Source organism: Streptomyces zhaozhouensis (assembly GCF_900230195.1).
Classification (GTDB): Bacteria; Actinomycetota; Actinomycetes; order Streptomycetales; family Streptomycetaceae; genus Streptomyces; species Streptomyces zhaozhouensis.
The window spans coordinates 1-25,561 of the sequence record NZ_OCNE01000034.1; the positions used below are offsets into that span (position 1 = coordinate 1).

Sequence of the window (25,561 nt, forward strand, 5' to 3'; positions counted from 1 at the left end):
ATGTGGGCCTGCTGGCGTGACGGTACCTGCTACGACCCCGCCACCCACCAAGCCAACAACAAGATCAACACTGCCGCCGAGGAGCCCCTGGCGGCGTAGGGGTTGACTCAGGAAACTCATGCCGCAAGCCTCGGCGTTGAACCCCGGTCCAGGTCAAGCACGGCCCACACCGGGCGCGCCCGCCGCCGCGGCGCCCGCCGGCGCGGCGCCCGCCGGCGCGGCGCCCGCCGGCGACCGGTCGCGACGGGTCAACCGGAGGAGGCGGCGCGCGACGGGGGCTCGGCTTCGAGGATCGCCGCGCGGGCCGCGGAGGCGAGGACGCTCTGGGTCCTGCCCGGGAGACCGAGACGGTTCCAGTGGAAGATGACGTGGTAGGCGAGGACCTGCCGCAAGCCACGGCTCAGCGTTCCTTCACGGGCCGCCGTGCCGATACCGCGGCCGGCCTTCTCGAACGCCCGCACCCAGCCGGCCACGGCGGCCGCCGGTGCGTCCCCGCTCAGGAGGGGCCCCTCGGGGCGGAGGTCGGCGCGCAGCAGATGGCGTAGATCCTCCACGAGCGGCGGTAGTCGGCCGGCGCGGACATCGGAGGGCAGGGGGCGTTCGAGGGTGACGCGTTCCCACGCGTCGCCCTGCTCGTACCACTCCAGCCCCGCGCCCCGGAACAGTCCGGTGCACAGGAGGATCGACAGTTCACGCCGGCCCAGAGGCGTGCTTCGAGGCGCGGTGGTGAGGATCATGCGGCTGTCGGCGTGGAAGAGCGCATGGGCGGCTTCCATGCCGATCGGACCGCCGAAGGCACCGGTCTCGGCTTCGTAGGTGCCGGTCGACCAGTGGCGCAGTCGGCCGGTGGCCGTGAGCTGGTCCAGCGAGGCGGCGACGGCCGTCCTCAAGGCTTCGCTGACCGGTCGGACGCGCAGTCGCCAGCAGGGGTGTTTGCGGATGAACCACCAGACGGCGCCGTCGCGTTCGGCGCGGTGCAGGACGGGGGCGAGAGACCGCACGGCCGTGGCCTCGGCGGTCGCCCAGTCGGGGAACTCGACGGAGAACTGCCACCAGCCCCCGCCCGGCGGACGGGCGAGGGCGCTTCGGCCCGCACGGTGGTAGAGGTCGACCGCGGTGGCGAGTTCGGTGGGCTCCATCCCGTGAGCGCGCGCGATCTCGTCGAGACGGTTCCCGGCCAGGACGGCCAGGACGGCTTCGGCCAGCGTCGCGGTCTCCTTGTTCAGATGATCAGCAGGCATCTGTCCCATCCCGAGATCGGCGCCGTACCGGTCGCGGCAGTGGCGAGAGCGAGGGCGGTGCCCGCGCCGCCGTCGAGAAACCCCCGCCGTGTCATGGGGTCGGAGTGCGAGGCGACGTGGTGTCGCAAGGACTGGGCCAACCGGGGAAGAAGCGCGTGCAGGCGGTGATCGACGGCGTCCTGAGCCGCGCGCCAGACGGTCTGGTACACACCGGCCCAACCATGGCAGAGAGCGGAGTCGGTGAGGCGCGCGAGTTGGGCGGGGTCGGTCAGGCAGTCGAGGAGGTGGCGTTCGGCCGCGCGTTGCCGATCGGTGTCGCCGGTGGCGAGAGCGGCGAGTTGCAGGGCTCGGGCGATGCCGGGCGTGCCGTAGCACCAGCTGGGGCGCGCCGGCCCGCGTTGGCGGGGGTGTCCGGCGCGGAGATCGTGCAGCGTGAGGTGCTCCGGCCACCAGGAACCGGTCCGGCCGTGCTGCCGCCACCGGTCGAACCACGCCTGGATGGTGGCGATGGCACCGTACTGTCCTTCGACGGTGATGCCCCGACGCGCGGTGTGGGCCAGGAGCATCAAGGGGCCGGCGATGCCGTGGGCCGCCCCCTGGTTGCCGTGTCCGTCCGGATAGCGGGCGGAGGTCCGCGCGCGCGGGTCGTGGCCGACCCACCACCCGGGCACCGTGGCGCCGCCGTACCGCAGAGGGCGGGTGAGGGCGACGAGGCAGTCGAGAACGAGGCGCAGTGACGCGCTGTCGGCGTCGCGATGGAGGAGATGCGCGCCGATGCCGGTCAGTCCGTGGAAGATGTCGAACTCGCGGAAGGACGGCGGCCCTCCGGCGCGGAGGCGGTCGATGGCGAGGGCGGCGCGGTGACGGGCCAGGCGTTCGACATGGTGGTCCGAAGTGGCGAGCGCGTGGCGGTAGCGGGTGGAGTCGCCCGCGGCGGCGTTGAGGAGGAAGGCGACGGCCGGTACGCCGTGAAAGAGCCCGGAGTCGTCGGAGGCGTCGATCTCGCCGGCCGAGGCGGCGCTGATCCACCGGTGGGCGTGCCGCCACGTGGTGGCCGCACGGTGGGCGCGCTCGGTGTGGAGCAGCGCGATGCCGGCCGTGCCCTGACTCAGGGAGTGCGCACGCCACGACTCGCCGGCGGGCGGTGGCTCTGGCTCCTCCAGACGGTGTGCGAGGCGGTCGCTCAGCTCGGCCGCGCTCGCGGGCCGGGGAGCGGGAGGCGCGATCACCGTGGCCTCCGGGCCTGTTGGCGCAGTGCGCAGGCGCGTATCAGGCGAGCGGTGACCTGTTCGCGGTCGGGATCGATGCCGAGAGCCCTCACATGATGGCGGTGGAGGAGCGCGCCCAACACGGTGTGGGGAGCGCGTTGCGGTGCCAACTCCCGGCGGTAGGCGTCCAGGGCGGTGGCCCGCCGCCGCCATGCCAGGGTCACCGGATCGGGGAGCGAAGCTCTCCCTGACGCGAGGGTGAGTGCCATCGCCTGGTCGCGCAGTGCGCGGTCCAGCGGCCCGTGCCGCTGGGGGAAGGTGGCAAGAACCCAGCGCAGGCCCTGGTCCGTGTCGGGGGCGAAGCGGGTGGCGAGGTCGACCATCGCGGCGGCGGTGAGCGCCTGGCTCGCGGTGCTGTCGGGGGTGGTCGCCCGGAGCTGGGCGAGGGCGGCCGCCGAGTCTGCGGCGAACACCGCCTGGGCGGCTCGCAGCGCCGCACCGTGTCCGTATCGGCCCGGCTGTGGCTCGTGGGTGGCGAGGGTGAGCTGGGCGAGGAGGCGCTCGTGGCGCAGTCCGTCGGCCCAGTGGTGGAGGCGTGCGGCGGCCGACGGATAGCTGTCGGGGCCGGGTAGGCGCAGGCAGAGGACGAGGTACTGGTCGGCGTCCGGACGCGGGGTGGCGCGGCGGCGGTTGAACCACCAGGTGACGGTCTCGTCGTCGAGGTCGTCCATGAGGGCGGAGAGGTGGTCGGTGAGTATCTCGTCGAAGCGGGCCGGATGGGCGTGCAGCCTCGCGTGCAGGATGGTCGACGCGCCCGGCAGTTGTTCGTGCGGCTCCGTGGGTGCCCGGAGCGGTGCGGTGCGTGGTGCCCTCCTGGCCTGGGCGGACGGGCTCTCGGCTGCCGGGAGGGTGAGGGGCAGCAGGACTTCATGGGCCCTGCCGAGCCAGCCGTCGTTCTGTGGCCGCAGGTCCTCGCGGAGTTCCAGGCGGCGGAGGGTGTCGAGGCGTCCGCGAAGCAGCAGTCGGTGCACGGGGTGGGTCAGGTCCAGGGGGAGGCGCTGGTCGTGTTCCACCAGGGTGACCCGGTGGGGAACGCGAAGCCGGCAGCGCCAGGCCGCCAGCTCCGCGGTCCATTCCTGCGTTGAGGCGGTGCGGGGCGGCAGTTCTCCGGCCGTCAGCAGCCAGCGGGCCGGCGCGAGGACCGTGCGCCGGTAGCGGACGCGGGGGAGATAGGGCAGCCGTGCCGCGCCGCCGAAGTCGAAGGAGGCGTAGACGGAGCAGCGGGCTGTGGCGACCTCGGCGAGGAAACGCGCCAACGGTGGGGTGTGGACGCCCGCTTCCAGGGCGTGGGGTACGCGGGGCTCGACCCGTTGGCCGGTCGACAGCCGCACGAGACGGAACCCGTCCTCGTGGGCCGAGACCGCGAGGTCCGTCACCGGGATCAGCCCGTCCGCGGGTGCTCGGTGTTCTCCCAGCGGTACGACGTGCGGGAGGAGCGGCAGGGCGCGGGTGATGTTCTCGTTGCGTCGCCGTCGGGGGGTGAAGGACAGCTGTGCGGCGATGACGTCCGGGCTGGGGGAACGGTAGCTGTCCGCGACTCCGGCCCGGGGCTCGGCGGGAAGAAGCTGGGCGAAGCGGCCCGCCATGCTGCTGCCAGGCCGGGGCGTTCCGGTGATCAGTAACTGGAACGAGCCCCCCGCCAGCGCCTCCCGGGTGGGCGCGTGGATCTCGAAAGCCACTTCGACCCGCGGTGACGGGCGGACCTCGCCACTCGTCAGATCGGCGATCAGCCGTACGGTCAGCAGGATCTCGCCCGTGCCGTCGAGAGTGGCCAGCTGGACCAGCGCCAGCAGTGCCCGGTCGCGCTCGTCCTGTCGCCGAACGGGGCGATGGTAGGGCGAGCCGAGGTAGCCGGCCGGGAAGCCGAGTCCGCTGTCGGCCACCAGGTCGAGTACCGGGATGACCGCGCCCGTTCCGTAGCGCACGCGGAAGCGGCCGTGGTAGTCGCGCCAGGCATCGTGCCCGGCCGGGTGGGGCGAGAGGCGGTGCAGCACCCCGACCGCTTCCTCCGCCTCGCGCACGACGGTCTCCGGCACGCGCACGTCGCAGTCGAGGGCCGTGTCGACGACCAGCGGTGTCTCGCCGGCGTCGGACAGCGCGCGCATCCGGTGGGACAGGCCGGCCAGGGCGGTGTCCTGCGCCGGTTGTGCTCCCGCCAACCCGTCGCGCAACGCCAGCAGCGCGCCGGTCAGCTCCCGCACGCCGTCGATGTGGACCGCGCCGGCTGACGCCAGCTCGCCGCACACGTGCCCCAGCGCGTCGGGACAGGTCATCGGGGCCCACAGCGAGGTGAGCAGCAGTTTCTCCGCGATCAGTCCGCGCAGCAGCGCGGTGACCCGCTCGACCCCGGAGGCCGGGAAGCGTTCGACGAGCCGATCGCGCAACTCGCCCACTTCGACGGGTGTCTTCGCCATCTCCAGCGCCGCGGCGACCGGCGGTGTGTGACGGACCGAGACCTCAAGAGGAGCCAGTTCCCCGCTCCGCGCGCCCGTGGGTGCTCCCGGCACCACCCATCGTGCGCCTCTCCGCTGCCCGACGTCGACCGCGACGACGCGCAGGCGAGCCAGCAGCTCGGGCGATGTCTGCAGACGTTCGACGACGCTTGCCATCCAGAGCGCGTCGGCGCGCGGAACGACGCGGTGCTCGGTGCCCCAACGAGCTTTCGGCTCGCCTCCGATCTGAAGGGGGGCCACGCCGGCGAAAAGACCGAAGGGGGTGGGGCGTCGCTGCCAACGCAGCAGGTAGGAGGCCAGGGAGAGCGCGGCTCGCCTGACCCGGCGAGGCGAGGCCGGGCCTCCCGCGACGAGGGCGTCGACGCGCCTGGCGAGAGCGGGGCTGGACGTTCCCACCGCGGTCCGGATCTGCTCGCGCCGCCACACGCTCCCCAGCCACTTCCGGCAGGCGTCCTCGTCGTCGAGGTCGAGATCGCGGGGCAGGGCGAGCCCGCCGGGGTCGGTGGTCGCGCGGATGAGCGCGCCGGCGTGGAAGCGATGCCTCGCCGTGTGCCGCGCCACCGTCATCACTCCCTTCGCTCGGGCGTGCGAGCGCCCGAGGGGCCGGGGCGCCTCGGCGGCCCGGCCCCTCGGAGGTCTTGCCGTACGGGTCGATCGTCCGCTCAGGCGGGATCGTCGATGAACGAGTCGCAGGCCGAGGCACCGTCCTGGCAGGTGTCTCCGCAACCGTCGTCGGTCGGGCAGTCGTTGGTGTTCCCGTGCGGACGCGTAGCCACCACCACACGCACGTCCAGCGTGAAGTCGTCGAACTCCTCAGCCGAGGGTTCTGCCAGCACGGTGGCGCTGCCCGAGGAGCCAGGATCAGACATGTCGATCAATCTCCTTCTCTGAGGCGTATTCGCTGTCCCCCCTGCCGGCTGGGTGCTCCGGCCAGGAGAGGACGACCCGGCTGTGCGCCTTCTCCAGCACGCGGCTGCCGGGTGGATGGGAGAGACGGGTGTCGGGGGTGCCGGCGGGGTACACAGCGATCCGCGGACCGGGCCCGCCGCGGTGCTTCCGGTCCCAGGTGATCAGGAAGCCGGCGACGCGTTCCGCGAACGCCTCCGCCTCAGGACCGAGGGCGTGCACTCCGTACTCGAAGAACGCCGCGTCGGCGGCGGGACGCGGGGTGAGGTAGGCGAAGTTCCGCCCGTCCTCCGACACGGACGCCAGGGAGAAGCGCCTGTTGTACGGAGCGACCAATCCGGAATCCAGGTCCGGGTTCACCGACATGGTGCAGAAGCCTGGCAACGCGGTCGCCATGAACAGTTGAAGAGTGTCAACCGGAACGCCGCGCCTGATCGTCACGCCCGTCCACAATTCGGCTCTCGGGGTGCGGACCGCGTTGTCGAGGAGGCTCGGTTCGGTCGGCAGCCCGTCATCGAAACGCAGGGTGACTTCATCCGTTCCGGTGATCAGCAGTACCTGCGACTCGTGTGCGCCGATGCCCTGCATGGGCACGAATCCGCAAATGCGGGCGGACGTACTGACCAGATGGTCGCCAACGCGCTGAAAGGCGACCGAACGCATCAGACCCCGCATTCGGAGGGGTACCACCAGCCGTCCGCGATCGACGAGTTGCGTGATCCAGGCGACGGGGATGTCCCAGGCCCCGACCGTGACGATGATGCGGTCATAGGGGGCGTGGTCCGGCACCCCGCCATGCGCGTCCCCGGTCACCACGCGTACCTGCGGATAGCCGTATTCCTTCAACAGGCGGGCCGCCCGGTCCGTCACCTCGGCGTCGATGTCGACGGACGTGACCTCGCCCCGGTCCCCGACCAGTTCTGCCAGGTAGGCGGCATTGAGGCCACCCGAACCGACCTCCAACACCCGCATCCCGGGGCGCACGTCGGCCTGTTCCAGCATGAAGGCCTGCACCTGGGGGGCGGAGACCGAACTCACCGCGACGCCACTGGCGTTCCGTTTGGTGACGACCGCGTTGTACGCGCTGTAGGCATCGTCCAGGGACGCCTCGGGCGTGAACAGATGCCGAGGAATCCCCCGCATCACCCGCTCGACCTCATCCGAGACGATCTCGCCTCTCGCGACGAGTTTCTCGACGACGTTCTCGCGCAACAAGTCGGCGCGTGTCGCATCGGACTGGTCGGCCATCAGGTCCCTCCGGTGCCGGCGAGCGGTGCCCGGACCGGTTACGATTCCGTGCGCGTCGACCCGCCGTGCGGTGCGTGTGTCGATGTTCCCCCTCCATCGCGAAAGACGAAGGCGCCGCAGTGTAATCACGTATCGCACACGGAGTGTCACAGAACACCGGAATCCCGCCAAGGCCGCACGGCTGAAATCATCCGCTGGGTCGCCCCGTCGTCCGCTACCGCGAGACAACCGTAAAGTAGGAAATTCCCACTTCGGGGAGTGCGTAGAGGGCCGCCGCGTTGTGCCCGGTCTCCGCTGCGGCGACGTTTCTCTCCGGCTGACTCTGTCCGTATCGCGCTTTCGGGGAAGGCGCCGATTCGGGGCCCCTCGGCCGTTGGCGTCCCGCGCGCTCGTGGGGTGCGCCCTCACGAGGGCCCACGCTCGGGGCCCTCGTCTCCCACGACCGGGTGATCGGCCCCTCACGGCCCGGTGGAAGTGGTCGCGTCGGCGTGCGGTCAGCTCCTCCGTCGGTGCGAGGCGGGAGGATCACCGACGTCCGCCGCGGCACGTGGCGGGTGCGGCCCGCGCGTGCGGGCGCCGGGGGACGGGCGCCGGGGGACGGGCGCGGGGGGACGAGGGGGAACGCCGGCGTCTTCGGCGCGCTCGCCGGTCGCGCTCGCCGGTCGTGCCCGCCGCCGCGGTCGCCCGCCGCTGCGGGTACCGTCGGGTGCCGGAGGTGCCGCTGCCGGCGGCGATCCGGGAGAGCGGGGCGCTCCGCGCCGAGGCCGGCGTGCCGTTGGCGGCGGCGGCCCTCGGCTTCCCGGCCAGCCGCGCCCCGGGGGCCGCGAGGACCGTCGTCGGCGTCTCGCGGCACGAACGGATCGGGGCGAGCGTCGTCGCCCTCGAAGTGGCCGGTCCGGACGACGCGTTCGACATGAACGACCGGGTCGCCGCCACGCCGCCCACCGACCTCGGCCCCCGTTGAACCGTCACACTGGAGCACACCATGACCCTCCGCACCGCCGTCATCGGCTTCGGCACCGGCGGACGCGTCTTCCACGCGCCGCTGCTCGCCGCCGAGCCCCGTTTCGCCGTCTCGGCCATCGTCACCACCGACCCCGACCGGGTCGCCGCCGCCGGCGAGTACGCCGACGCGGACGTGCTGGCCAGCGCGGACGAGGTGTTCGCCAGGGACGACCTCGACGTCGTCGTGATCACCAGCCCCCACGAGACCCACGCCCCCTTCGCGCGGCGGGCGTTCGCCAAAGGGCTCGCGGTCGTCGTGGACAAGCCGCTGGGCATCTCCGCCGCCGAGTCGCGCGCCCTCGCGGCGGAGGCCGAGGCGGCGGGCGTGCCGCTGACCGTCTTCCAGAACCGACGCTGGGACGGCGACTTCCTGACCGTGCGGGAGACGCTGACGGCGGGGGAGATCGGCGAGGTGCGCCAGTTCGAGTCGGCCTTCGAGCGGTGGGCGCCTCGGCTCACCTCGCGGTGGAAGGACGTCGCGACCCCGGAGCAGGGCGGCGGCATCCTCTTCGACCTCGGCCCGCACCTGATAGACCAGGCGCTGCTGCTCTTCGGTGACGTCGTCGACGTCCACGCCGAGTTGGACCGCCGCCGCCCCGGCGCCGTCGCCGACGACGACGTGTTCCTCTCCCTCACGCACGCCAACGGGGTGCGTTCCCGGCTGTGGATGAGCGCGACCTCCCCGTCGAACCGGCCCAGGTTCCGGGTGGTCGGCTCCCGTGGCGTGCTGACCTCGCACGGTCTCGACCCACAGGAGCCGCAGTCCAAGGCCGGGATGCGCCCCGGCGACCCGGGCTTCGGCGTGCACGAGGACGGCCGCGCGGCGGTGCTCGCCTCGCCCGAGGGGGAGCGTGCCGTCCCGCTGCGCGCGGGTGAACACCTGGCGTTCTACCGGGCGTTGGGCGATGCGCTCACCAAGGGAACGCCGCTGCCCGTCGACCCGGCGGACGCCGTGCGAGGGCTGGAGATCATCGAGACGGCGCGCGGCGCGGCGCGCTGCGCTGAGCTGAGCCGGGCGGTGCGCTGAGCTGGGCGGCGCTGCGCTGAGCGGCGCCGAGGCGGCGTGTTGCACCGCGCGGCGCGCGGCGCGCTGCGCTGAGCCGGGCGGTGCCCGCTGGGATGTACCGCGCGGCGCCCGCTGCGCTGAACCGTGCTGAGCCGGGCGCTGAGCCGAGCGGTGCGCTGAGCTGAGCGGCGCTGGACTGAGCGGCGCTGAGCCGAACCGCTCTGCGCTGAGCCGCGCGGCGCGGCGCTGGGCCGAGCTCGGTCCGGTCGGGGCGGCGTCCGCGCCGCCCGCGCCGCGAGACCCGCACCGCCCGCGCCGCGAGACCCGCGCCGCGCGGCCTGCGCCGCGCCGCCCGCGCCGCGAGACCCGCGCCGCCCGCGCGGCCCGCGCCGCGAGACCCGCGTCGGCCGATGTCCCGGTCGCGGCCGAATCTCGCGCGTGGCGGGGGGATTCGGGCACGGCGCCGTCCGCCGGGGATGGCGCCGCCCGCCGGGAGCGGCGCGCCGGGGCCGGGGCGCCGGGGCCGCGCCGCCGTCGGCGAGGGAAGCCGGGGAACGCCTACCCCGTGCCGCTCGCCCCGAACACGATCCGCGCGTGAACGCCAAGTTCGGCCTCATGACAGGCATGTGACGCCTCGTCACCGCTTCTTCGCGACTTCCGCCGCCGGGCGCCCGAGGGGTGACCGGGGCCGGCCGCCCGAGGGTGCCCGTACCGCGCCCGGACGGGTCGGTTCGGAGCGCGGGGACCGAACGGGCACGGATCGCAAGCGGGCGAAAGCGGAGCGTTCAAGCGGCACTTCGGGCATGACATGTCATGCCCGTGTCGTCGGATGCCCGTCGGCATGTCCGGGTGACCGAACAGTTTCGCCTCGGATGTGTGAACGCACATCTTTCGGATCGTTCCAGGTCGCGACGGCTTCCGCTATTCGTGCCGGCGTGTCCCGGATCGTATTCGGCGCGCCCGGAGGCGTGATCTACGCGCCGGTAGTGCCCGGGTAATCGTCGCACCATAACCACAGGCGGAGTGCCTGGCGCGGGCAACGCCCATGCGGATACCGTTGAGACAGGCGCAGGATCGCGGGCATGACTTTCGGCCGGTCTTGCGCGATTCGCCCATGCGGTCAATCGGTCCGCGTGGAGCGTCGTTCCCTTGACCTTCTGTGTCGGGCCGACCAACCCGCAGAGTCCATGAAAAGGGGGGCAAAGTGCAGTGACCCGTGACCTGGGTTCGATTGCTTGCAGACGCGCGCCGCCGAGGCCGTGCCGCGTAGGGCGTGCCACGCGCAAGGCCCGGTAACACCGCTTAATGGAATGCTTCATGGCGGTGCCCGGTGTCCCGATAAGGATGCCCTGTCCCACGGGTATCGTCCGGTGTTTTCCGCACCTTTCCCGAGAGGCGGCCGGCCTGTCGTCTCCGTGCTTTCCGGGTTCGGGCGGCGTGCGGCGTGGCGGTGGTGGGGGGCGCGCGGCCGGCGGGTGCCCGGTGTGAGGCGGGCGACGGTTTCCCCACTTCAGCGACGTGTGGCGGAGGCCGGTCGCGCCACCCGTGGCGCACCGGGAGTTCATCCGGTGAACCGGTTCCCCGCCGGGAGAGAGGGTGTCCAGGGCGCCTGGGACACGCTCCCGCGCGGGTGTCGGAGCGCGCGGGCGCCCGCCGTCCGGCGCGGGCGTGGAGCGGATGTGAAATCCGAGTCACCAGGTGAATTCCGGTCCCCGCCGGCAGGTCAACGGGGCTCATGTGGCTGGCATATGACAACCGTCTGACAGGCGGTTTCCGATGAATCGACCGAACGTTAACCTCCCGGCCGGGCCAACGATGCCCCGTCCGGCGCGGCGGCGACACGGCGTCTCCCGCGCGTCCCGGGGAGGCTTCGAAAGATGCGTTAATTCCGTGAGTCCGCACAGTAAATTGGGTGAGTCCTGATGTTGCGCCACACGTCGGCGTGACGCCCTTCGGGTAATCCTGACCTGGGAATCGTGGCGGCAATGCGGGCGTCGCGTTCCGGAACCAAGCGGCGGACGCCTCGTGTTGACAACGTGAGTAGAACTGACCTTTCATTACCGCCGTTGTCGCAGCGTCGGTGCCGAATCAAAAACGGGCCAATCGTACGAGTGTTTCGTTCCTGTGGACGACTGACGAGGGCAGAGGCCGCCATGCGCGAATCCGGATTTGCTGACACCAACACCGTCGTCGTCATCGGGGCCGCCCCCGCCGCCACGGCGCGGGCGGGCCGCGATCCCGGCGCCCTGGCCGAGCTGACCGGCCTCCCGCTGACCGAGGAGCGGGCGGCGGAGCTGGCGACGGCGTGGCGGGCCTGCGAGGACGCGGGTCTCGCCGCCGACGACCCCGCCGGCGTCGGCGTCTACCTGTCCGCCCCCGACCGGGCGGGCACGCCGGCCGACCCGACCGGCCAACCCGCCCCGTCCGCCGACGACCCGACGCGCGCCCGAACCGAACCAGCGGCCCCAGCGCTCCCGTTGGTGCACCCGCCGACCACCGCGGCCGACCCGGACGGTCAACCCGCCGACCCGGCCGCCGCGTTGGCGGCCGTGCTCGGACTGCGCGGCCCGCGGCTGACCGGCCCCGAGCCGCTCGCCGCCGCGCTCGCCGACCTGCGGGCCGGCGTCTGCGCCCGCGCCCTGGTCGGCGCGGACGGCGCCTACGCCGTGCTGGCCGGGGCCGACACGGCCCGCGCCGACACCTTCGGCTACCGGCTGGGCACCGAGGCCGACTGGCCCGCCGAGCCGCCCGCGCTCGTCGAGGCGGCGGCGCGGGCGGGCCGACCCGGGCCCGGACGGGCCGCGCCGGACGGGCCGCCCGTCCCGGTCACCGTGTCGGCGCACAGCCAGGACGCGCTGCGGGCCCGCGCCGCCGAACTCGCCGCCCTGCTGACCGCCGAGCCGACCCTGCCGCTCGCCGACCTCGCCCTCTCGCTGGCCACCACCCGGCCCCCGCTGCCCCGCCGCGCCGTCCTCGTCGGCACCGAACGGACCCGTCTCATCGAGGAATTGACCGCGCTGAGCGAGGGTCGGCCGGTGCCGGGCCCGGCCACCGGCGGCCAGGACCGCCCGGCGGCCGGCGACCTCGCCTTCGTCTTCCCCGGCCACGGCCCGCAGTGGACCGGCATGGCGGCGGAACTCCTCGACAGCTCACCGGTGTTCGCCGAGCAGTTGCACGCCTGCGCCACGGCGCTCCAACCCCACGTGGACTGGCCGGTGCTGGACGTCCTGCGCGGCACCGTCGAGGCGCCCTCGCTGGACCGGCCCGAGGTCGGGCAGCCCGCGCTCTGGGCGGTGATGGTCGCGCTGTCCGCGCTGTGGCGCTCCTGGGGCGTGCGCCCCGACGCCGTGATCGGCTCCAGCGTCGGCGAGATCCCGGCCGCCACCGTCGCCGGCGCGCTCACCGTCGAGGACGGCGCCCGCGCGGTCGCCCGCTTCAGCCGCGCGCAGGTGGCGCTGCTGGAACGCGGCGTGATGCTGTCGGTGCTGGCCTCGGCCGACGAGGTGCGGGCCCGGCTGGTCCGCTTCCCGGAGCTCGACCTGGCCGCCGTTCACGCCCCGGGCTCGGTGCTGGTCTCCGGCACCGAGGAGGCGGCGAACGCGCTGCTCGCCGAGCTGGCAGCCGACGGCGTGAAGGCCAGGGGCATCGCCATCCGGCTCGCCGCGCACGGCCGCCAGGTCGACACCGTGCTGGACGCGATGCGCGCCGACCTCGACGGCATCGCCCCCCGCCCCACCGACGTGCCGCTCTACCTGGCCACCGCGGGCGGCCGGGTCGACCCGGCCGCCCTCACCGTCGACCACTGGTGCCGCAACCTGCGCAACACCGCCGACTTCGAACGCGCCACCCGGGCCGCGCTGGCCGACGGCCACCGCCTGCTGCTGGAGCCCAGCCCCCACCCGGTGCTCACCCGCGCGGTGCAGGAGACCGCGGAGGACGCCGGCGTGCCCGCCGCCGTGGTCGGCACCCTGCGCCGCGACCGGGGCGGACTCGACCAGGCGACCGCCGCCCTCGCCGAGCTGCACGCGCACGGCGTGCTCCCGGACTGGCACGCGGTCCTCGCCGACCGGGACGCCCGCCCCGTGCCGCTGCCCGGCTACCCGCTGGGCGTCGCGCCGCCCACCGGCGCCGCGCCCTCGCTGGCCGACCGGCTGGCCGCCGCGCCCGACCGCGCCGCCTTCCTGCTGGACCTGGTCCGCGCGCAGGTCGCCGCCGTCGTCGGCGGCAGCCGGGAACGGATCACCGACCCCGACGCGCCGCTGCTGGAGCTGGGCGTCGACTCGGCGGGCGCGGTCACGTTGCGCAACCTGCTCAACGCGGCCACCGAGCTGCGGCTGCCGGTCTCCGCGGTGTTCGACAACCCGACCTGCCGGGGCCTGGCCGCGCTGCTGGACCGGGTGCTGCGCGGCGCCCCCGAGGAGGACGAGGAGCCGGTGCTCCGCCAGACGGCCGGCGACGACGACCCGATCGCGGTGGTCGCGATGAGCTGCCGGCTGCCCGGCGGGGTCGCCTCCCCCGAGGACCTGTGGGAGCTGCTGACCGCCGGCGGCGACGGCGTCACCGCGTTCCCCACCGACCGGGGCTGGCGACTGGACGGCCGCTACGACGAGGACGCGGAGCGGGCCGGCGGCTACTACCAGCGGGAGGCCGGCTTCCTCGCCGACGTGCCCGACTTCGACCCGGAGTTCTTCGGCGTCTCCCCGCGCGAGGCGCTGGCGATGGATCCGCAGCAGCGGCTGCTGCTCGAGGTCGCCTGGGAGGCCGTGGAGCGCGCCGGCATCGACGCCGGGGAGCTGCGCGGCAGCCAGGCCGGCGTCTTCCTCGGCGCGATGACCATGGACTACGGGCCCCGGCTGCACGAGGCGCCCGCCGACCTGGAGGGCTACCTGCTGACCGGCAACACCGCCAGCGTCGCCTCCGGCCGGCTCTCCTACACCTTCGGCCTGGCCGGCCCGGCCGTCACGGTCGACACGGCCTGCTCCTCGTCGCTGGTCGCCCTGCACCTGGCGGTGCAGTCGCTGCGCCGCGGCGAGTGCCCGCTGGCGCTGGCCGGCGGCGTCACGGTGATGCCGTCGCCCGGCATGTTCGTCGAGTTCAGCCGGCAGCGGGCGCTCGCGCCCGACGGGCGGTGCAAGGCGTTCTCCGCCAGCGCGGACGGCTTCGGTCTCGCCGAGGGCGCCAGCATGGTGCTGCTGGAACGGCTCTCCGACGCCCGCCGCAACGGGCACCCCGTGCTCGCCCTGATCCGGGGCACCGCCATCAACCAGGACGGCGCCTCCAACGGCCTGACCGCGCCCAGCGGCCCGGCCCAACGCCGGGTGATACGCCAGGCGTTGGCCAACGCGGGCATCACGCCCGCCGAGGTCGACGCGGTCGAGGCGCACGGCACCGGCACCCGGCTCGGCGACCCGATCGAGGCGGACGCGCTGCTGGCCACCTACGGCCGGGACCGGGCCGCCGACCAGCCGCTGCTGCTCGGCTCCGTCAAGTCCAACATCGGGCACACCCAGGCCGCCTCCGGCGTCGCCGGCCTCATCAAGATGGTCCTCGCGCTGCGCGACGGCACGCTGCCGAAGAGCCTGCACATCACCGAGCCGACGCCGCACGTGGACTGGTCGGCGGGTGCGGTGTCGCTGGTCACCGAGGCCGTGCCGTGGCCGGAGACCGGGCGCCCCCGCCGGGCCGGCGTCTCCTCGTTCGGCATCAGCGGCACCAACGCGCACGCCGTGCTGGAACAGGCCCCCGCCCTCGAACCGGCCGAGCCCCCCGCCGGGACACCGGAACCCATACCCGGGGCGGCCCCCGCGCCGCTGGTGCTCACCGCCCGCAGCGCCGCCGCGCTCGCCGCCCACGCCGCCCGACTCGCCCCCTTCGCCCGGCGGACGGCACCGGCCGACCTGGCCCACACGCTGCTGTCCCGCGCCGAGTTCGACCACCGCGCCGTGGTGGTCGCCGGCGGCGCGGACGCGCTCGACGCGCTCGCCGGGGGCACCGAGTCCGCCCGCGTCGCGGTCGGCGTCGCCCGCCCCACCGGCAAGGTCGCGTTCGTCTTCCCCGGCCAGGGCTCCCAGTGGCTGGGCATGGGCCTCGCGCTGGCCGAGGTGTCGCCCGCCTTCCGCGCCTCGCTCGACGCCTGCGCCGACGCCCTCGCCCCGCACGTCGACTGGTCGCTGTGGGAGGTCCTCGCGGACGCCGACGCCCTGGAGCGGGTGGATGTGGTGCAGCCGGCGTTGTTCGCGGTGATGGTGTCGTTGGCGGCGGTGTGGCGTGGGTTCGGTGTGGAGCCGGATGCGGTGGTGGGGCATTCGCAGGGGGAGATCGCGGCGGCGCATGTGGCGGGTGCGTTGTCCCTGGAGGACGCGGCGCGGGTGGTGGCGTTGCGGAGTCGGGCGATTCTGGCGTTGTCGGGGGAGGGCGGGATGGTGTCGCTGGGGTTGTCGGTGGATGCGGCGCGGGAGTTGTTGGGGGAGTGGGAGGGGCGGTTGTCGGTGGCGGCGGTGAACGGTCCCGGGTCTGTGGTGGTGGCCGGTGACGCGGGCGCGTTGGACGCGTTGGTGGAGCGGTGTGCGGAGCGGGAGGTGCGGGCGCGCAGGGTGCCCGTGGACTATGCCTCCCACTCGCCGCACGTGGAACGCGTCCGGGACGAACTGTCCACCGCGCTGGCCGACATCACCCCGACCCCGGCCCGCGTGCCGATGCTCTCCACCGTCACCGGGGAGTGGCTGGACGGCACCGAGTTGGGCACCGACTACTGGTACCGCAACCTGCGGGAGACCGTCCGCTTCGAGGAGGCCACCCGCGGCCTGCTCGACCGGGGCGTCGGCGCGTTCGTCGAGTGCAGCCCCCACCCGGTGCTGGGCCTCGGCATCCGGGAGACGCTGGAGGCCACCGGCGGCGACGCGGTCGTCGTCGGCACCCTGCGCCGCAGCGACGGCGACCTGGACCGGTTCCTGCTCTCCGCCGCCGAGGCGTATGTCGCCGGGCTGCCCTTCGACTGGCGCGCCGCGGTACCCACCGGACGCCATGTCGAGCTGCCCACCTACCCGTTCCAGCGCCGCCGGTTCTGGATCGAGGACACCGCCCGCCCCGCCGCCGAGGCCGACGACCCGGCGCACGCCGCGTTCTGGTCCGCCGTCGAGAACGGCGAACTCGCCGCCACCCTGGACGTGCCGGCCGACGCGCCGCTCACCGACGTGCTGCCCAGCCTCGCCGACTGGCGCCGCCGCCACCGGGAGCGCTCCACCGTCGACGGCTGGCGCTACCGGATCGCCTGGCGCCCGCTGTCCGCCTCCGGCACGCCCGCGCCGACCGGCACCTGGCTCCTCGTCAGCTCGCCCGCCACCGCCGGCCACCCGTGGCACGCCGCCGCCGTCGACGCGCTGCGCGCGCACGGCGCCGAGGTGCGGGAGAGCGACGGCACCCCCGACACGCTGCCGCCGGCCGACCTGCCGCTGGCCGGCGTCCTCTCCCTGCTGGCGCTCGACGAGACCCCCGACCCCGCCGGGCCCGCCGTCCCCGCCGGCCTGGCCGCCACCCTCGCCCTGATCCGGGCGCTCGGCGCCGCCGGCGTCACCGCCCCGCTGTGGCTGGCCACCACCGGTGCCGTCAGCACCGGCCGCTCCGACCCGCCGACCCACCCGGCGCAGGCCCCGACCTGGGGACTCGGCCTCTCCCTCGGCCTGGAACACCCCGACCGCTGGGGCGGCCTCCTCGACCTGCCCGAGACCCCCGACGCCCGCGCCGCGACCCGGCTGACGGCCGCCCTCACCGGCGACGGCGACGAGGACCAGCTGGCGATCCGCGCCTCCGGCGTCTTCGCCCGCCGCCTCGCCCCGGCGCTCGCCCCGGCGCCCGCGCCCGCCTGGCGGACCGGCGGCACCGCGCTGATCACCGGCGGCACCGGCGCCATCGGCGGCCATGTCGCCCGCTGGCTCGCCGGCGCCGGCGCCGAGCACCTCGTCCTCACCAGCCGGCGCGGCCTCGACGCCCCCGGCGCCGAGGAGCTGGCCGCCGAACTGGCCGCGCTGGGCGCCCGGGTCACCGTCGCCGCCTGCGACGCCGCCGACCCGGCCGCGCTCACCGAGCTGTTCGACCGGCTCGACCGCGACGGCACCCCCGTCCGCTCCGTCTTCCACGCCGCCGGCACCGTCCCGTCCCGGCCGCTCGCCGACACCACCACCGCCGACCTGGCCCACGCGCTGGCCGCGAAGGCCGGCGGCGCCGCCCACCTGCACGCGCTGTGCGCCGGACGGGAACTCGACGCGTTCGTGCTGTTCTCCTCCGGCTCCGCCGTGTGGGGCAGCGGCGAACTGGGCGCCTACGGCGCCGCCAACGCCTACCTCGACGCGCTCGCCGGCCAGCGCCGCGCCGCCGGGCTGCCCGCCACCTCCGTCTCCTGGGGCATGTGGGCCGGCGAGGGCATGGCCGCGGGCGACCTCAACGAGCAACTGCGCCGCCGGGGGATGCGCCCCATGCGGCCCGAGCTGGCGGTCGGCGCGCTCGCCGCCGCCCTCACCTCCGGCGAGACCACGCTGACCGTCGCCGACATCGACTGGGAGCGCTTCGCCCCCGGCTTCACCGCCGCCCGCGCCCGCCCGCTGATCGGCGACCTGCCCGCCGTCGCCGCGCTGGCCGCGCCCGAGCCGGCCGCCGAGCCGGCGCCAGGCGGCGCGCTCGCCGACCGGCTGGCCGGCCTCACCGAAGCCGACCAGCACCGGCTGCTGTCGGACCTGGTGCGCGGCCACGCCGCCGCCGTCCTCGGCCACGACGGGCCAGACGCGGTCGCCCCCGACCGCCCGTTCCGCGAGCTGGGCTTCGACTCGCTGACCGCCGTCGAGGTCCGCAAGCGCCTCAACGCCGCCACCGGCGTCCGGCTGCCCACCACCGTCGTCTTCGACCACCCGACGCCGGACGCGCTCGCCCGCCACCTGCACACCGTGGTCGCCGGCGCACGCCCCGCCGCCGCACCCGCCACGGCCGGCCCCGCGCCCCGCGACCCGCACGAGCCGATCGCGGTCGTCGCCATGAGCTGCCGCTTCCCCGGCGGGGTCGCCTCCCCCGAGGAGCTGTGGTCGCTGGTGCTGGAGGGGCGGGACGCCGTCGGCCCGTTCCCCGACGACCGGGGATGGGACCCGGACCGGCTCTACCCGGCCGACTCCGAGGCGGAGGGCCGCAGCCGCACCCTGGAAGGCGCCTTCCTGGCCGACGCCGGCGGCTTCGACGCCGACTTCTTCGGCATCTCCCCGCGCGAGGCACTCGCCATGGACCCGCAGCAGCGGCAGGTCCTCGAACTCGCCTGGGAGACCTTCGAACGGGCCGGCCTCGACCCGTCCACCGCCCGCGACAGCCTGACCGGCGTCTTCGTCGGCGCCTCCCCCCAGGGGTACGCCGGCAGCCTGGAACAGGCCGCCCCCGAGATGGACGGCTACCGGCTCACCGGCGACGCGCTCAGCGTCGTCTCCGGCCGGATCGCCTACGCGCTGGGCCTGCGCGGGCCCGCCGTCACCGTGGACACCGCCTGCTCCTCCGCGCTGGTCGCCCTCAACCTCGCCGTGCAGGCGCTGCGTTCGGGCGAGTGCGCCATGGCGCTGGCCGGCGGCGCCGCGGTGATGGTGACGCCCACCCCGTTCGCCGAGTTCAGCCGGCAGAGCGGCCTGGCGCCCGACGGCCGCTGCAAGCCGTTCGCCGACGCCGCCGACGGCGTCGGCTGGGGCGAGGGCGCCGGCCTCGTCCTGCTGGAGCGGCTCTCCGACGCCCGCGCCAACGGCCACCAGGTGCTCGCGGTCGTCCGCGGCTCCGCCATCAACCAGGACGGCGCGTCCAACGGCCTGTCCGCCCCCAACGGGCCCGCACAGCAGCGCGTCATCCGCGCCGCCCTCGCCAACGCCGGCCTGACCACGGGCGACGTGGACGCCGTCGAGGGCCACGGCACCGGCACCCGGCTCGGCGACCCGATCGAGGCCCAGGCGCTGCTGGCCACCTACGGCCAGGACCGGCCGGCCGACCGGCCGCTGCTGCTGGGCGCCCTCAAGTCCAACATCGGCCACACCCAGGCCGCCTCCGGCATCGCCGGCGTCATCAAGATGGTGCAGGCCCTGCGGCACGGCGTGCTGCCCCGGACCCTGCACCTGGACGAGCCGTCGCGCCACGTGGACTGGACGACCGGCGCCGTGGAGCTCCTCGCCGACCAGCGGCCCTGGCCGGAGACCGGCCGGCCGCGACGTGCCGCGGTCTCCGCGTTCGGCGTCAGCGGCACCAACGGGCACGTCATCCTCGAACAGGCCGAGGCACCCCCGGCACCCGAGGCCCCCGCGCGCGCGGAGCCCGCCGGCCACCCGCTGGCCTGGCCGCTGTCCGCCCGCTCCGGGCAGGCGCTGCGCGACCAGGCCGCCCGGCTCGCCGCCGCCCTCGACGCCCGGCCGGAACTCGCCCCGGCGGACGTCGCCGCCACCCTCGCTACCGGCCGCGCCGCGCTCGACCGGCGCGCGGTCGTCCTCGGCGACGACGAGGAGCGACTGCGCGCCGGACTCGACGCGTTGGCCGCCGGCCTCGACCACCCGGCGGTCGTCGCCGGCGCCCCGGACGGCGGCCGGCTCGCCGTGCTCTTCTCCGGCCAGGGCTCGCAGCGCCTCGGCATGGGCGGCGACCTGTACCGGGCGCACCCCGCCTTCGCCGACGCCCTCGACGAGGTCTACGCCCACCTCGACCCGCTGCTGCCGGTGCCGCTGCGCGACATCGTCCTCGGCGACGACCGCAAGGCGCTGGACCGCACCGAGTTCGCCCAGCCGGCGCTCTTCGCCGTCGAGGTCGCCCTCCACCGCCTGCTGGAGTCCTGGGGCCTGGCCCCCGACGCGCTCGCCGGCCACTCCATCGGCGAACTGGCCGCCGCGCACGTCGCCGGCGTCCTCCCGCTGCCCGACGCCTGCGCCGTCATCGCCGCCCGGGGCGCCCTGATGCAGGCGCTGCCGGCCAGCGGCGTGATGATCGCCGTGCAGGCCACCGAGGACGAGATCGCCCCCGAGTGCTCGGAACACGTCGGGATCGCCGCCATCAACGGCCCCCGTTCGCTGGTCCTCTCCGGCCGCGAACTGGAGGTCCTTGACCTCGCCGACCGGCTCAAGGCGGACGGCCGCAAGGTGACCAGGCTGCGGGTCAGCCACGCCTTCCACTCCCCGCTGATGGAGCCGATGCTCGCCGACTTCCGCCGGGTGCTGGAGTCCGTCACCTTCGGAACGCCGACGCTGCCCGTCGTCTCCACCCTGACCGGACGGCCGGCCACCGCCGAGGAGTTGGCCTCGCCCGACTACTGGGTGCGGCACGTGCGGCAGCCCGTGCGGTTCGCCGACGCCGTCGCCTCCCTCGCCGCGCGGGGCGTCACCACCCTGCTGGAGGTCGGGCCCGGCGGGACGCTCGCCGCGATGGGCCAGGACAGCGCGCCCGACGCGGTGTTCGTGCCGACGCTGCGCGCCGACCGGCCCGAGACGGAGAGCCTGGCGCACGCCGCCGCGCGGCTCCACGTGCGCGGCGCCCGCCTCGCCCCGCCGGCGGCCGCGGGCCGCCGAGTCGACCTGCCGACCTATCCCTTCCAGCACCAGCGGTACTGGCTGACGGCGGCGGTCGCCCCGGCCGCCGGCGGCGCCCTCGGCGTCGCCACCGGCGGCCACCCGCTGCTGCGCGCCGCCGTGCACCTGCCCGACGGGGCCGGCACCGTCTTCACCGGCCGGCTGGCCGCCCGCACCCAGCCGTGGCTCGCCGGCCGCCACGACGTCCCGTCGACCGCGCTCCTCGACCTCGCCCTGCACGCGGCGGCCGACCACGGCCTGGACACGGTGGCCGAACTCGCCGTGCGGACACCGCTGTCGCCGCCGGCACGCGGCGGCCTCGCGCTGCGGGTCACGGTCGGCCCGGACGCCGACGGCACCCGGCCGGTCCGCGTCCACTCCCGGCCCGAGGACGCCGACCGGAACGACAGCTGGACAGAACACGCCACCGGCACCCTCGCCTCGGGCCCCCCGGCCCAGGCCGCCGACGCCGAGCCGACGGCCTGGCCGCCGCCCGGCGCCACCCCCGCCGACCCGGGCGGCCCCGGCGCCGCCTGGCGACTCGACGGCGACCACTACGCCGAGGCGGCGCTGCCGGCGGAGGCCGGCGACGACGGCTTCGCGCTGCACCCCGCGCTGCTGGACGCCGCCCTGGACGCGGCCCGGCCGCCCGCGCGGGACGAACCCGACGCCGCCCCCCTGGTGCCGCACCGCTTCACCGGCGCACGGCTGCACGCCGTCGGCGCGCGGGCACTGCGCGTGCGCTGGTCCCCGACGGCGCCGGACAGCGGCGCGCTGACCCTCACCGACCCGGCCGGCCGGCCCGTCGCCACCGTCGACGAGGTCCGGCTGCGGCCGGCCGACCAGTCGGCCCGCCCCCGCACCGCCGACGCGCTGTTCGCCCTGACCTGGGCCCCCGTCGAGGCGGCGGCCCCGGCGCCCGGCGCGGCCCCGGCCGGGCTCGCCGTGCTCGGCCGGAACCCCCTCGGACTCGCACTGCCCACCCTGGGCACCGACCCGGCCACCGTCGACCCCGCCACCGCCGACCCCGTCGACCCCGCCACCGCATTCGAAACGGCACTCGGAACAGCACTCGAAACGGCACTCGACCGCCTCGACGGCGTCACAGAACTGCTCGCCCCCTGCCCCCGCCCGGCCGACGCGGGCGACCCGGCCGACGCGGGCGACCCGATCCGGGCCGCCGTGCACTGGGCCCTCGCCCTCACCCAACGCTGGCTCGCCGACCCACGGACCGAACACACCCGCCTCGTCCTGGTCACCCACGGCGCCGTCCACCCCGAGCACCCCGACCCGGCCCAGGCCGCCGTCTGGGGCCTGCTCCGCTCGGCGGCGACCGAGAACCCCGGCCGGTTCGCGCTCCTCGACCTGGACGGCACCCCGGCCAGCGCCCGCGCCCTGCCCGCCGCACTCGCCACCGGAGAAACCCAACTCGCTTTGCATGAAGGGCGGTTGACCGCCCCTCGGCTGGCGCGGGCCAGCGCGGACGAGGCGCGCCCCGGCGCCGGTGACCCCACCGCCCCCCGCTTCGACCCGGACCGCGCCGTGCTGGTCACCGGCGGCCTCGGCACCCTCGGCGCGCTCGTCGCACGCCACCTCGTCACCGCGCACGGCGTGCGCCACCTCACCCTCGCCGGCCGCCGCGGCCCGGACACCGAGGGCGCGGAACAGCTCCGCGAGGAGTTGACCGCCCTCGGCGCCCAGGTGACCGTCGCCGCCTGCGACCTCGCCGACCGCGCCGCCGTCGCCGCACTGCTCGCCGCCCTCGACCGGCCGCTCGGCGCCGTCGTGCACGCCGCCGGCGTCGTCGACGACGGCGTGCTGCCCGCCCTCACCCCGGAACGCGTCGACCGGGTCCTCGGCCCCAAGGTCGACGGCCTCCTCCACCTCGACGCCCTCACCCGCGACGCCGACCTCACCGCCTTCGTCGTCTTCTCCTCCGCCGCCGGCGTCCTCGGCAGCGCGGGCCAGGCCAGCTACGCCGCCGCCAACGTCGCGCTCGACGCCCTCGTCCAGCGCCGCCACGCCCTCGGCCTGCCCGGGGTCTCCCTCGCCTGGGGCATGTGGGCGGCCGCCAGCGGCATGACCGCCGGGCTCGACGCCGGCGACCGGGCCAGGCTCGGCCGCTCCGGCATCCGCCCCCTGCCCACCGCCGACGCCCTCGCGCTCCTCGACGCCGCCCTCCACGACGACCGCCCCGCCCTCGTGCCCGTCCTGCTCGACACCGCCGCCCTCCGCGGCCAGGCAGCCGACGGCACCCTGCCGCCCGTCCTGCGCGCACTGGTCCGCGCCCCCGCCCGGCGCGCCGACGACACCGGCACCGCCGCACCGGGGGCACTCGCCGACACCCTCGCCGGCCAGCCCCCCGCCGACCGCGAGCAGACCGTGCTCAACCTGGTCACCGCCCAGATAGCCGCCGTGCTCGGACACGTCCCGGGCAGCCAGGTCGACCCGGCGCGCGCCCTCCGCGACCTCGGCTTCGACTCCCTCACCTCGGTCGAACTCCGCAACCGGCTCACCACGGCCACCGGGCTGCGGCTCCCCTCCACCCTCGTCTTCGACCACCCCTCGGCCGCCGCCATCAGCCGCCACCTGCTCACCCTGCTGCCCGGCGGCGAGCCGGCGCCGGAGACCGGCCTCCTCGACCAGCTCGACCGCCTGGAACACGCCCTGTTCGACCTCGCGGACGACGGCACCGCCACCCGGGTCGACCTGCGGCTGCGCGCCCTCCTCGCCCGCTGGAGTGACACCCGCGCCGGCGGCGCCCACACCCCCGACACCGGCCCCGGGGCCGACCCTGGCGCGGACCTCGACGCGGCCACCGACGACGAGCTCTTCGGCTACCTCGACAACGAGCTAGAGACCTCGTGACCGACCCGCAGCGCCCCCGCCCCGGCACCCCCACGCCCCCCACCGCCGCACCCCGCACCGCTGTAAGGAGCACACCCCAGATGGAGAACGAGGCCAGGCTCCGCGACTACCTCAAGCGGGCCACCAACGACCTGCGCAGCGCCCGCCGACGGCTGCGCGAGGTCGAGGAGCGGGAGCACGAGCCCATCGCCATCATCGGGATGAGCTGCCGCTACCCCGGTGGCGTCGCGTCGCCGGAAGACCTGTGGCGGGTGCTGGCCGAAGGCACTGACGCCGTCTCCGAGTTCCCCACCGACCGGGGCTGGGACGTCGAACAACTCCACCACCCCGACCCCGACCACGCCGGCACCTCCCTCACCCGGCACGGCGGATTCCTGCGGGGCGCCGCCGACTTCGACCCCGAGTTCTTCGGCATCAGCCCCCGCGAGGCGCTGGCCACCGACCCCCAGCAGCGGCTGCTGCTGGAGACCTCCTGGGAGGCGTTCGAACGCGCCGGCATCGACCCCGCCACCGCCCGGGACACCAGAACCGGCGTCTTCGCCGGCCTCGTCTACAACGACTACGCCAGCCGACTGCCCCAGGCGCCGGAAGGCTACGAGGGCTACCTCTCCAACGGCAGCGCCGCCAGCATCGCCTCCGGCCGGATCGCCTACACCCTCGGCCTGACCGGCCCGGCCGTCACCGTCGACACCGCCTGCTCCTCGTCGCTGGTCGCCCTGCACCTGGCGATGGTCGCGCTCCGCCGCGAGGAGTGCTCCCTCGCCCTGGCCGGCGGCGCCACCTTCATGTCGACGCCCCGCACCTTCGTGGAGTACAGCAGGCAGCGGGCGCTCTCCGTCGACGGCCGCTGCAAGTCCTTCGCCGACGGCGCCGACGGCACCGGCTGGGGCGAGGGCGTCGGCATACTGCTGGTGGAACGGCTCTCCGACGCCCAGCGCAACGGCCACCCGGTCCTCGCCGTCATCCGCGGCTCCGCCATCAACCAGGACGGCGCCTCCAACGGCCTGACCGCCCCCCACGGCCCCTCCCAACGGGACGTCATCCACCAGGCGTTGGCCTCGGCCCGCCTCACCCCCGCCCAGGTCGACGCCGTCGAGGCACACGGCACCGGCACCACGTTGGGCGACCCGATCGAGGCGCAGGCGCTGCTGGCGACCTATGGCCAGGGCAGGGGCGAGGGCGAGCCGCTGTGGCTCGGCTCGCTGAAGTCGAACATCGGCCACTCGCAGGCCGCCGCCGGCGTCGGCGGCGTCATCAAGATGGTCCTCGCCATGCGGCACGGCGAACTGCCGCGCACCCTGCACGTCGACGCGCCGTCCACCCATGTCGACTGGTCGGCGGGCGCGGTGGAACTGCTCACCGAGCACCGCCCCTGGCCGGAGACCGGCGAACCCCGCCGGGCCGGCGTCTCCTCCTTCGGCGTCAGCGGCACCAACGCGCACGTCATCCTGGAACAGGCACCGCCCGCCGACCCGGCACCCCCGGCCGGGACCGACCGGCCGCGCTCCACCACCGTGCTGCCCTGGCCGCTCTCCGGCCGCACCCCCGAGGCGCTCCGCGCCCAGGCCGCCCGACTCGCCGCCACCCTCGGCGACCACGACCACGATCCCGCCGACGTCGGCCACGCCCTGGCCACCACCCGCACGGCCTTCCCGCACCGCGCGGTGCTGGTAGCCACCGAACGGGCCGAGTTCCTCGCCGGGTTGACCGCCCTGGCCGAGGGCCGGGACGACGCACCGGGCCTGACGCTGGGGCAGGCCACCCCGGGGCGGTTGGCGTTTCTGTTCTCGGGTCAGGGTGCGCAGCGGTTGGGGATGGGGCGTGAACTCGCCGCTCGTTTCCCGGTGTTCGCGGAGGCGCTGGACGAGGTGCTCGCGCACTTCGATCCGGTGGTTGCCGAGGCTCTTTGGGGTGCGGACGAGGGGGCGTTGAACGAGACGGGGGTGACTCAGCCGGCGTTGTTCGCGGTGGAGGTGGCGCTCTTCCGGCTTCTTGAGTCGTGGGG

At 75.3% G+C, this 25,561-nt stretch carries 9 protein-coding genes; 4 read left to right on the forward strand and 5 right to left on the reverse strand.

Features of this window, described 5'->3' with window-relative positions; genetic code table 11:
* Positions 1–248: 248 nt before the first annotated feature.
* The 5 genes from CRP51_RS27615 to fxlM all read right to left on the reverse strand — a co-directional run bounded on the left by CRP51_RS27615 (position 249) and on the right by fxlM (position 7,116).
* Complete coding sequence (locus tag CRP51_RS27615) at positions 249–1,241, reverse strand: thiopeptide-type bacteriocin biosynthesis protein (RefSeq protein WP_097234095.1); 993 nt, start codon at positions 1,239–1,241, stop codon at positions 249–251.
* Entirely contained in the window at positions 1,223–2,470 is a 1,248-nt protein-coding gene (locus CRP51_RS27620) for a lanthionine synthetase C family protein (protein WP_245880841.1), read from the reverse strand. Before CRP51_RS27620 ends, CRP51_RS27615 begins: the two co-directional genes overlap by 19 nt.
* The gene (locus CRP51_RS27625) at positions 2,467–5,529 is read right to left on the reverse strand and encodes a lantibiotic dehydratase (protein ID WP_097234096.1); all 3,063 of its coding nucleotides are present in this window, start codon (positions 5,527–5,529) and stop codon (positions 2,467–2,469) included. Before CRP51_RS27625 ends, CRP51_RS27620 begins: the two co-directional genes overlap by 4 nt.
* A gap of 95 nt (positions 5,530–5,624) precedes the next feature.
* Positions 5,625–5,831 carry an FxLD family lanthipeptide gene (gene fxlA, locus CRP51_RS27630; RefSeq protein WP_097234097.1) on the reverse strand — a complete coding sequence of 69 codons (207 nt, stop codon included), beginning with the start codon at positions 5,829–5,831 and terminating at the stop codon, positions 5,625–5,627.
* Complete coding sequence (gene fxlM / locus CRP51_RS27635; RefSeq protein WP_097234098.1) at positions 5,824–7,116, reverse strand: methyltransferase, FxLD system; 1,293 nt, start codon at positions 7,114–7,116, stop codon at positions 5,824–5,826. Before fxlM ends, fxlA begins: the two co-directional genes overlap by 8 nt.
* Positions 7,117–7,780: 664 nt before the next feature.
* On the opposite strand from fxlM, the gene CRP51_RS27640 reads away from it, so the two are divergent.
* The 4 genes from CRP51_RS27640 to CRP51_RS27655 form a co-directional block, all read left to right on the forward strand.
* Complete coding sequence (locus tag CRP51_RS27640) at positions 7,781–8,080, forward strand: hypothetical protein (protein ID WP_141514691.1); 300 nt, start codon at positions 7,781–7,783, stop codon at positions 8,078–8,080.
* A gap of 21 nt (positions 8,081–8,101) precedes the next feature.
* Entirely contained in the window at positions 8,102–9,148 is a 1,047-nt protein-coding gene (locus tag CRP51_RS27645) for a Gfo/Idh/MocA family oxidoreductase (RefSeq protein ID WP_097234100.1), read from the forward strand.
* Between the two features lie 2,132 nt (positions 9,149–11,280).
* Positions 11,281–23,556, forward strand: a complete 12,276-nt coding sequence (locus CRP51_RS27650) for a type I polyketide synthase (RefSeq protein WP_141514692.1) — start codon at positions 11,281–11,283, stop codon at positions 23,554–23,556.
* A gap of 80 nt (positions 23,557–23,636) precedes the next feature.
* Positions 23,637–25,561, forward strand: a 1,925-nt coding sequence (locus CRP51_RS27655; protein WP_141514693.1) for a type I polyketide synthase, incomplete at its 3' end; no start/stop codon positions are given.

Coding starts and splice junctions, on each gene's coding strand:
- CRP51_RS27615 (WP_097234095.1), bottom strand. CDS start 1,241: ATGCCTGCTGATCATCTGAACAAGGAGACCGCGACGCTGGCCGAAGCC.
- CRP51_RS27625 (WP_097234096.1), bottom strand. CDS start 5,529: ATGACGGTGGCGCGGCACACGGCGAGGCATCGCTTCCACGCCGGCGCG.
- fxlA (WP_097234097.1), bottom strand. CDS start 5,831: ATGTCTGATCCTGGCTCCTCGGGCAGCGCCACCGTGCTGGCAGAACCC.
- fxlM (WP_097234098.1), bottom strand. CDS start 7,116: ATGGCCGACCAGTCCGATGCGACACGCGCCGACTTGTTGCGCGAGAAC.
- CRP51_RS27645 (WP_097234100.1), top strand. CDS start 8,102: ATGACCCTCCGCACCGCCGTCATCGGCTTCGGCACCGGCGGACGCGTC.
- CRP51_RS27650 (WP_141514692.1), top strand. CDS start 11,281: ATGCGCGAATCCGGATTTGCTGACACCAACACCGTCGTCGTCATCGGG.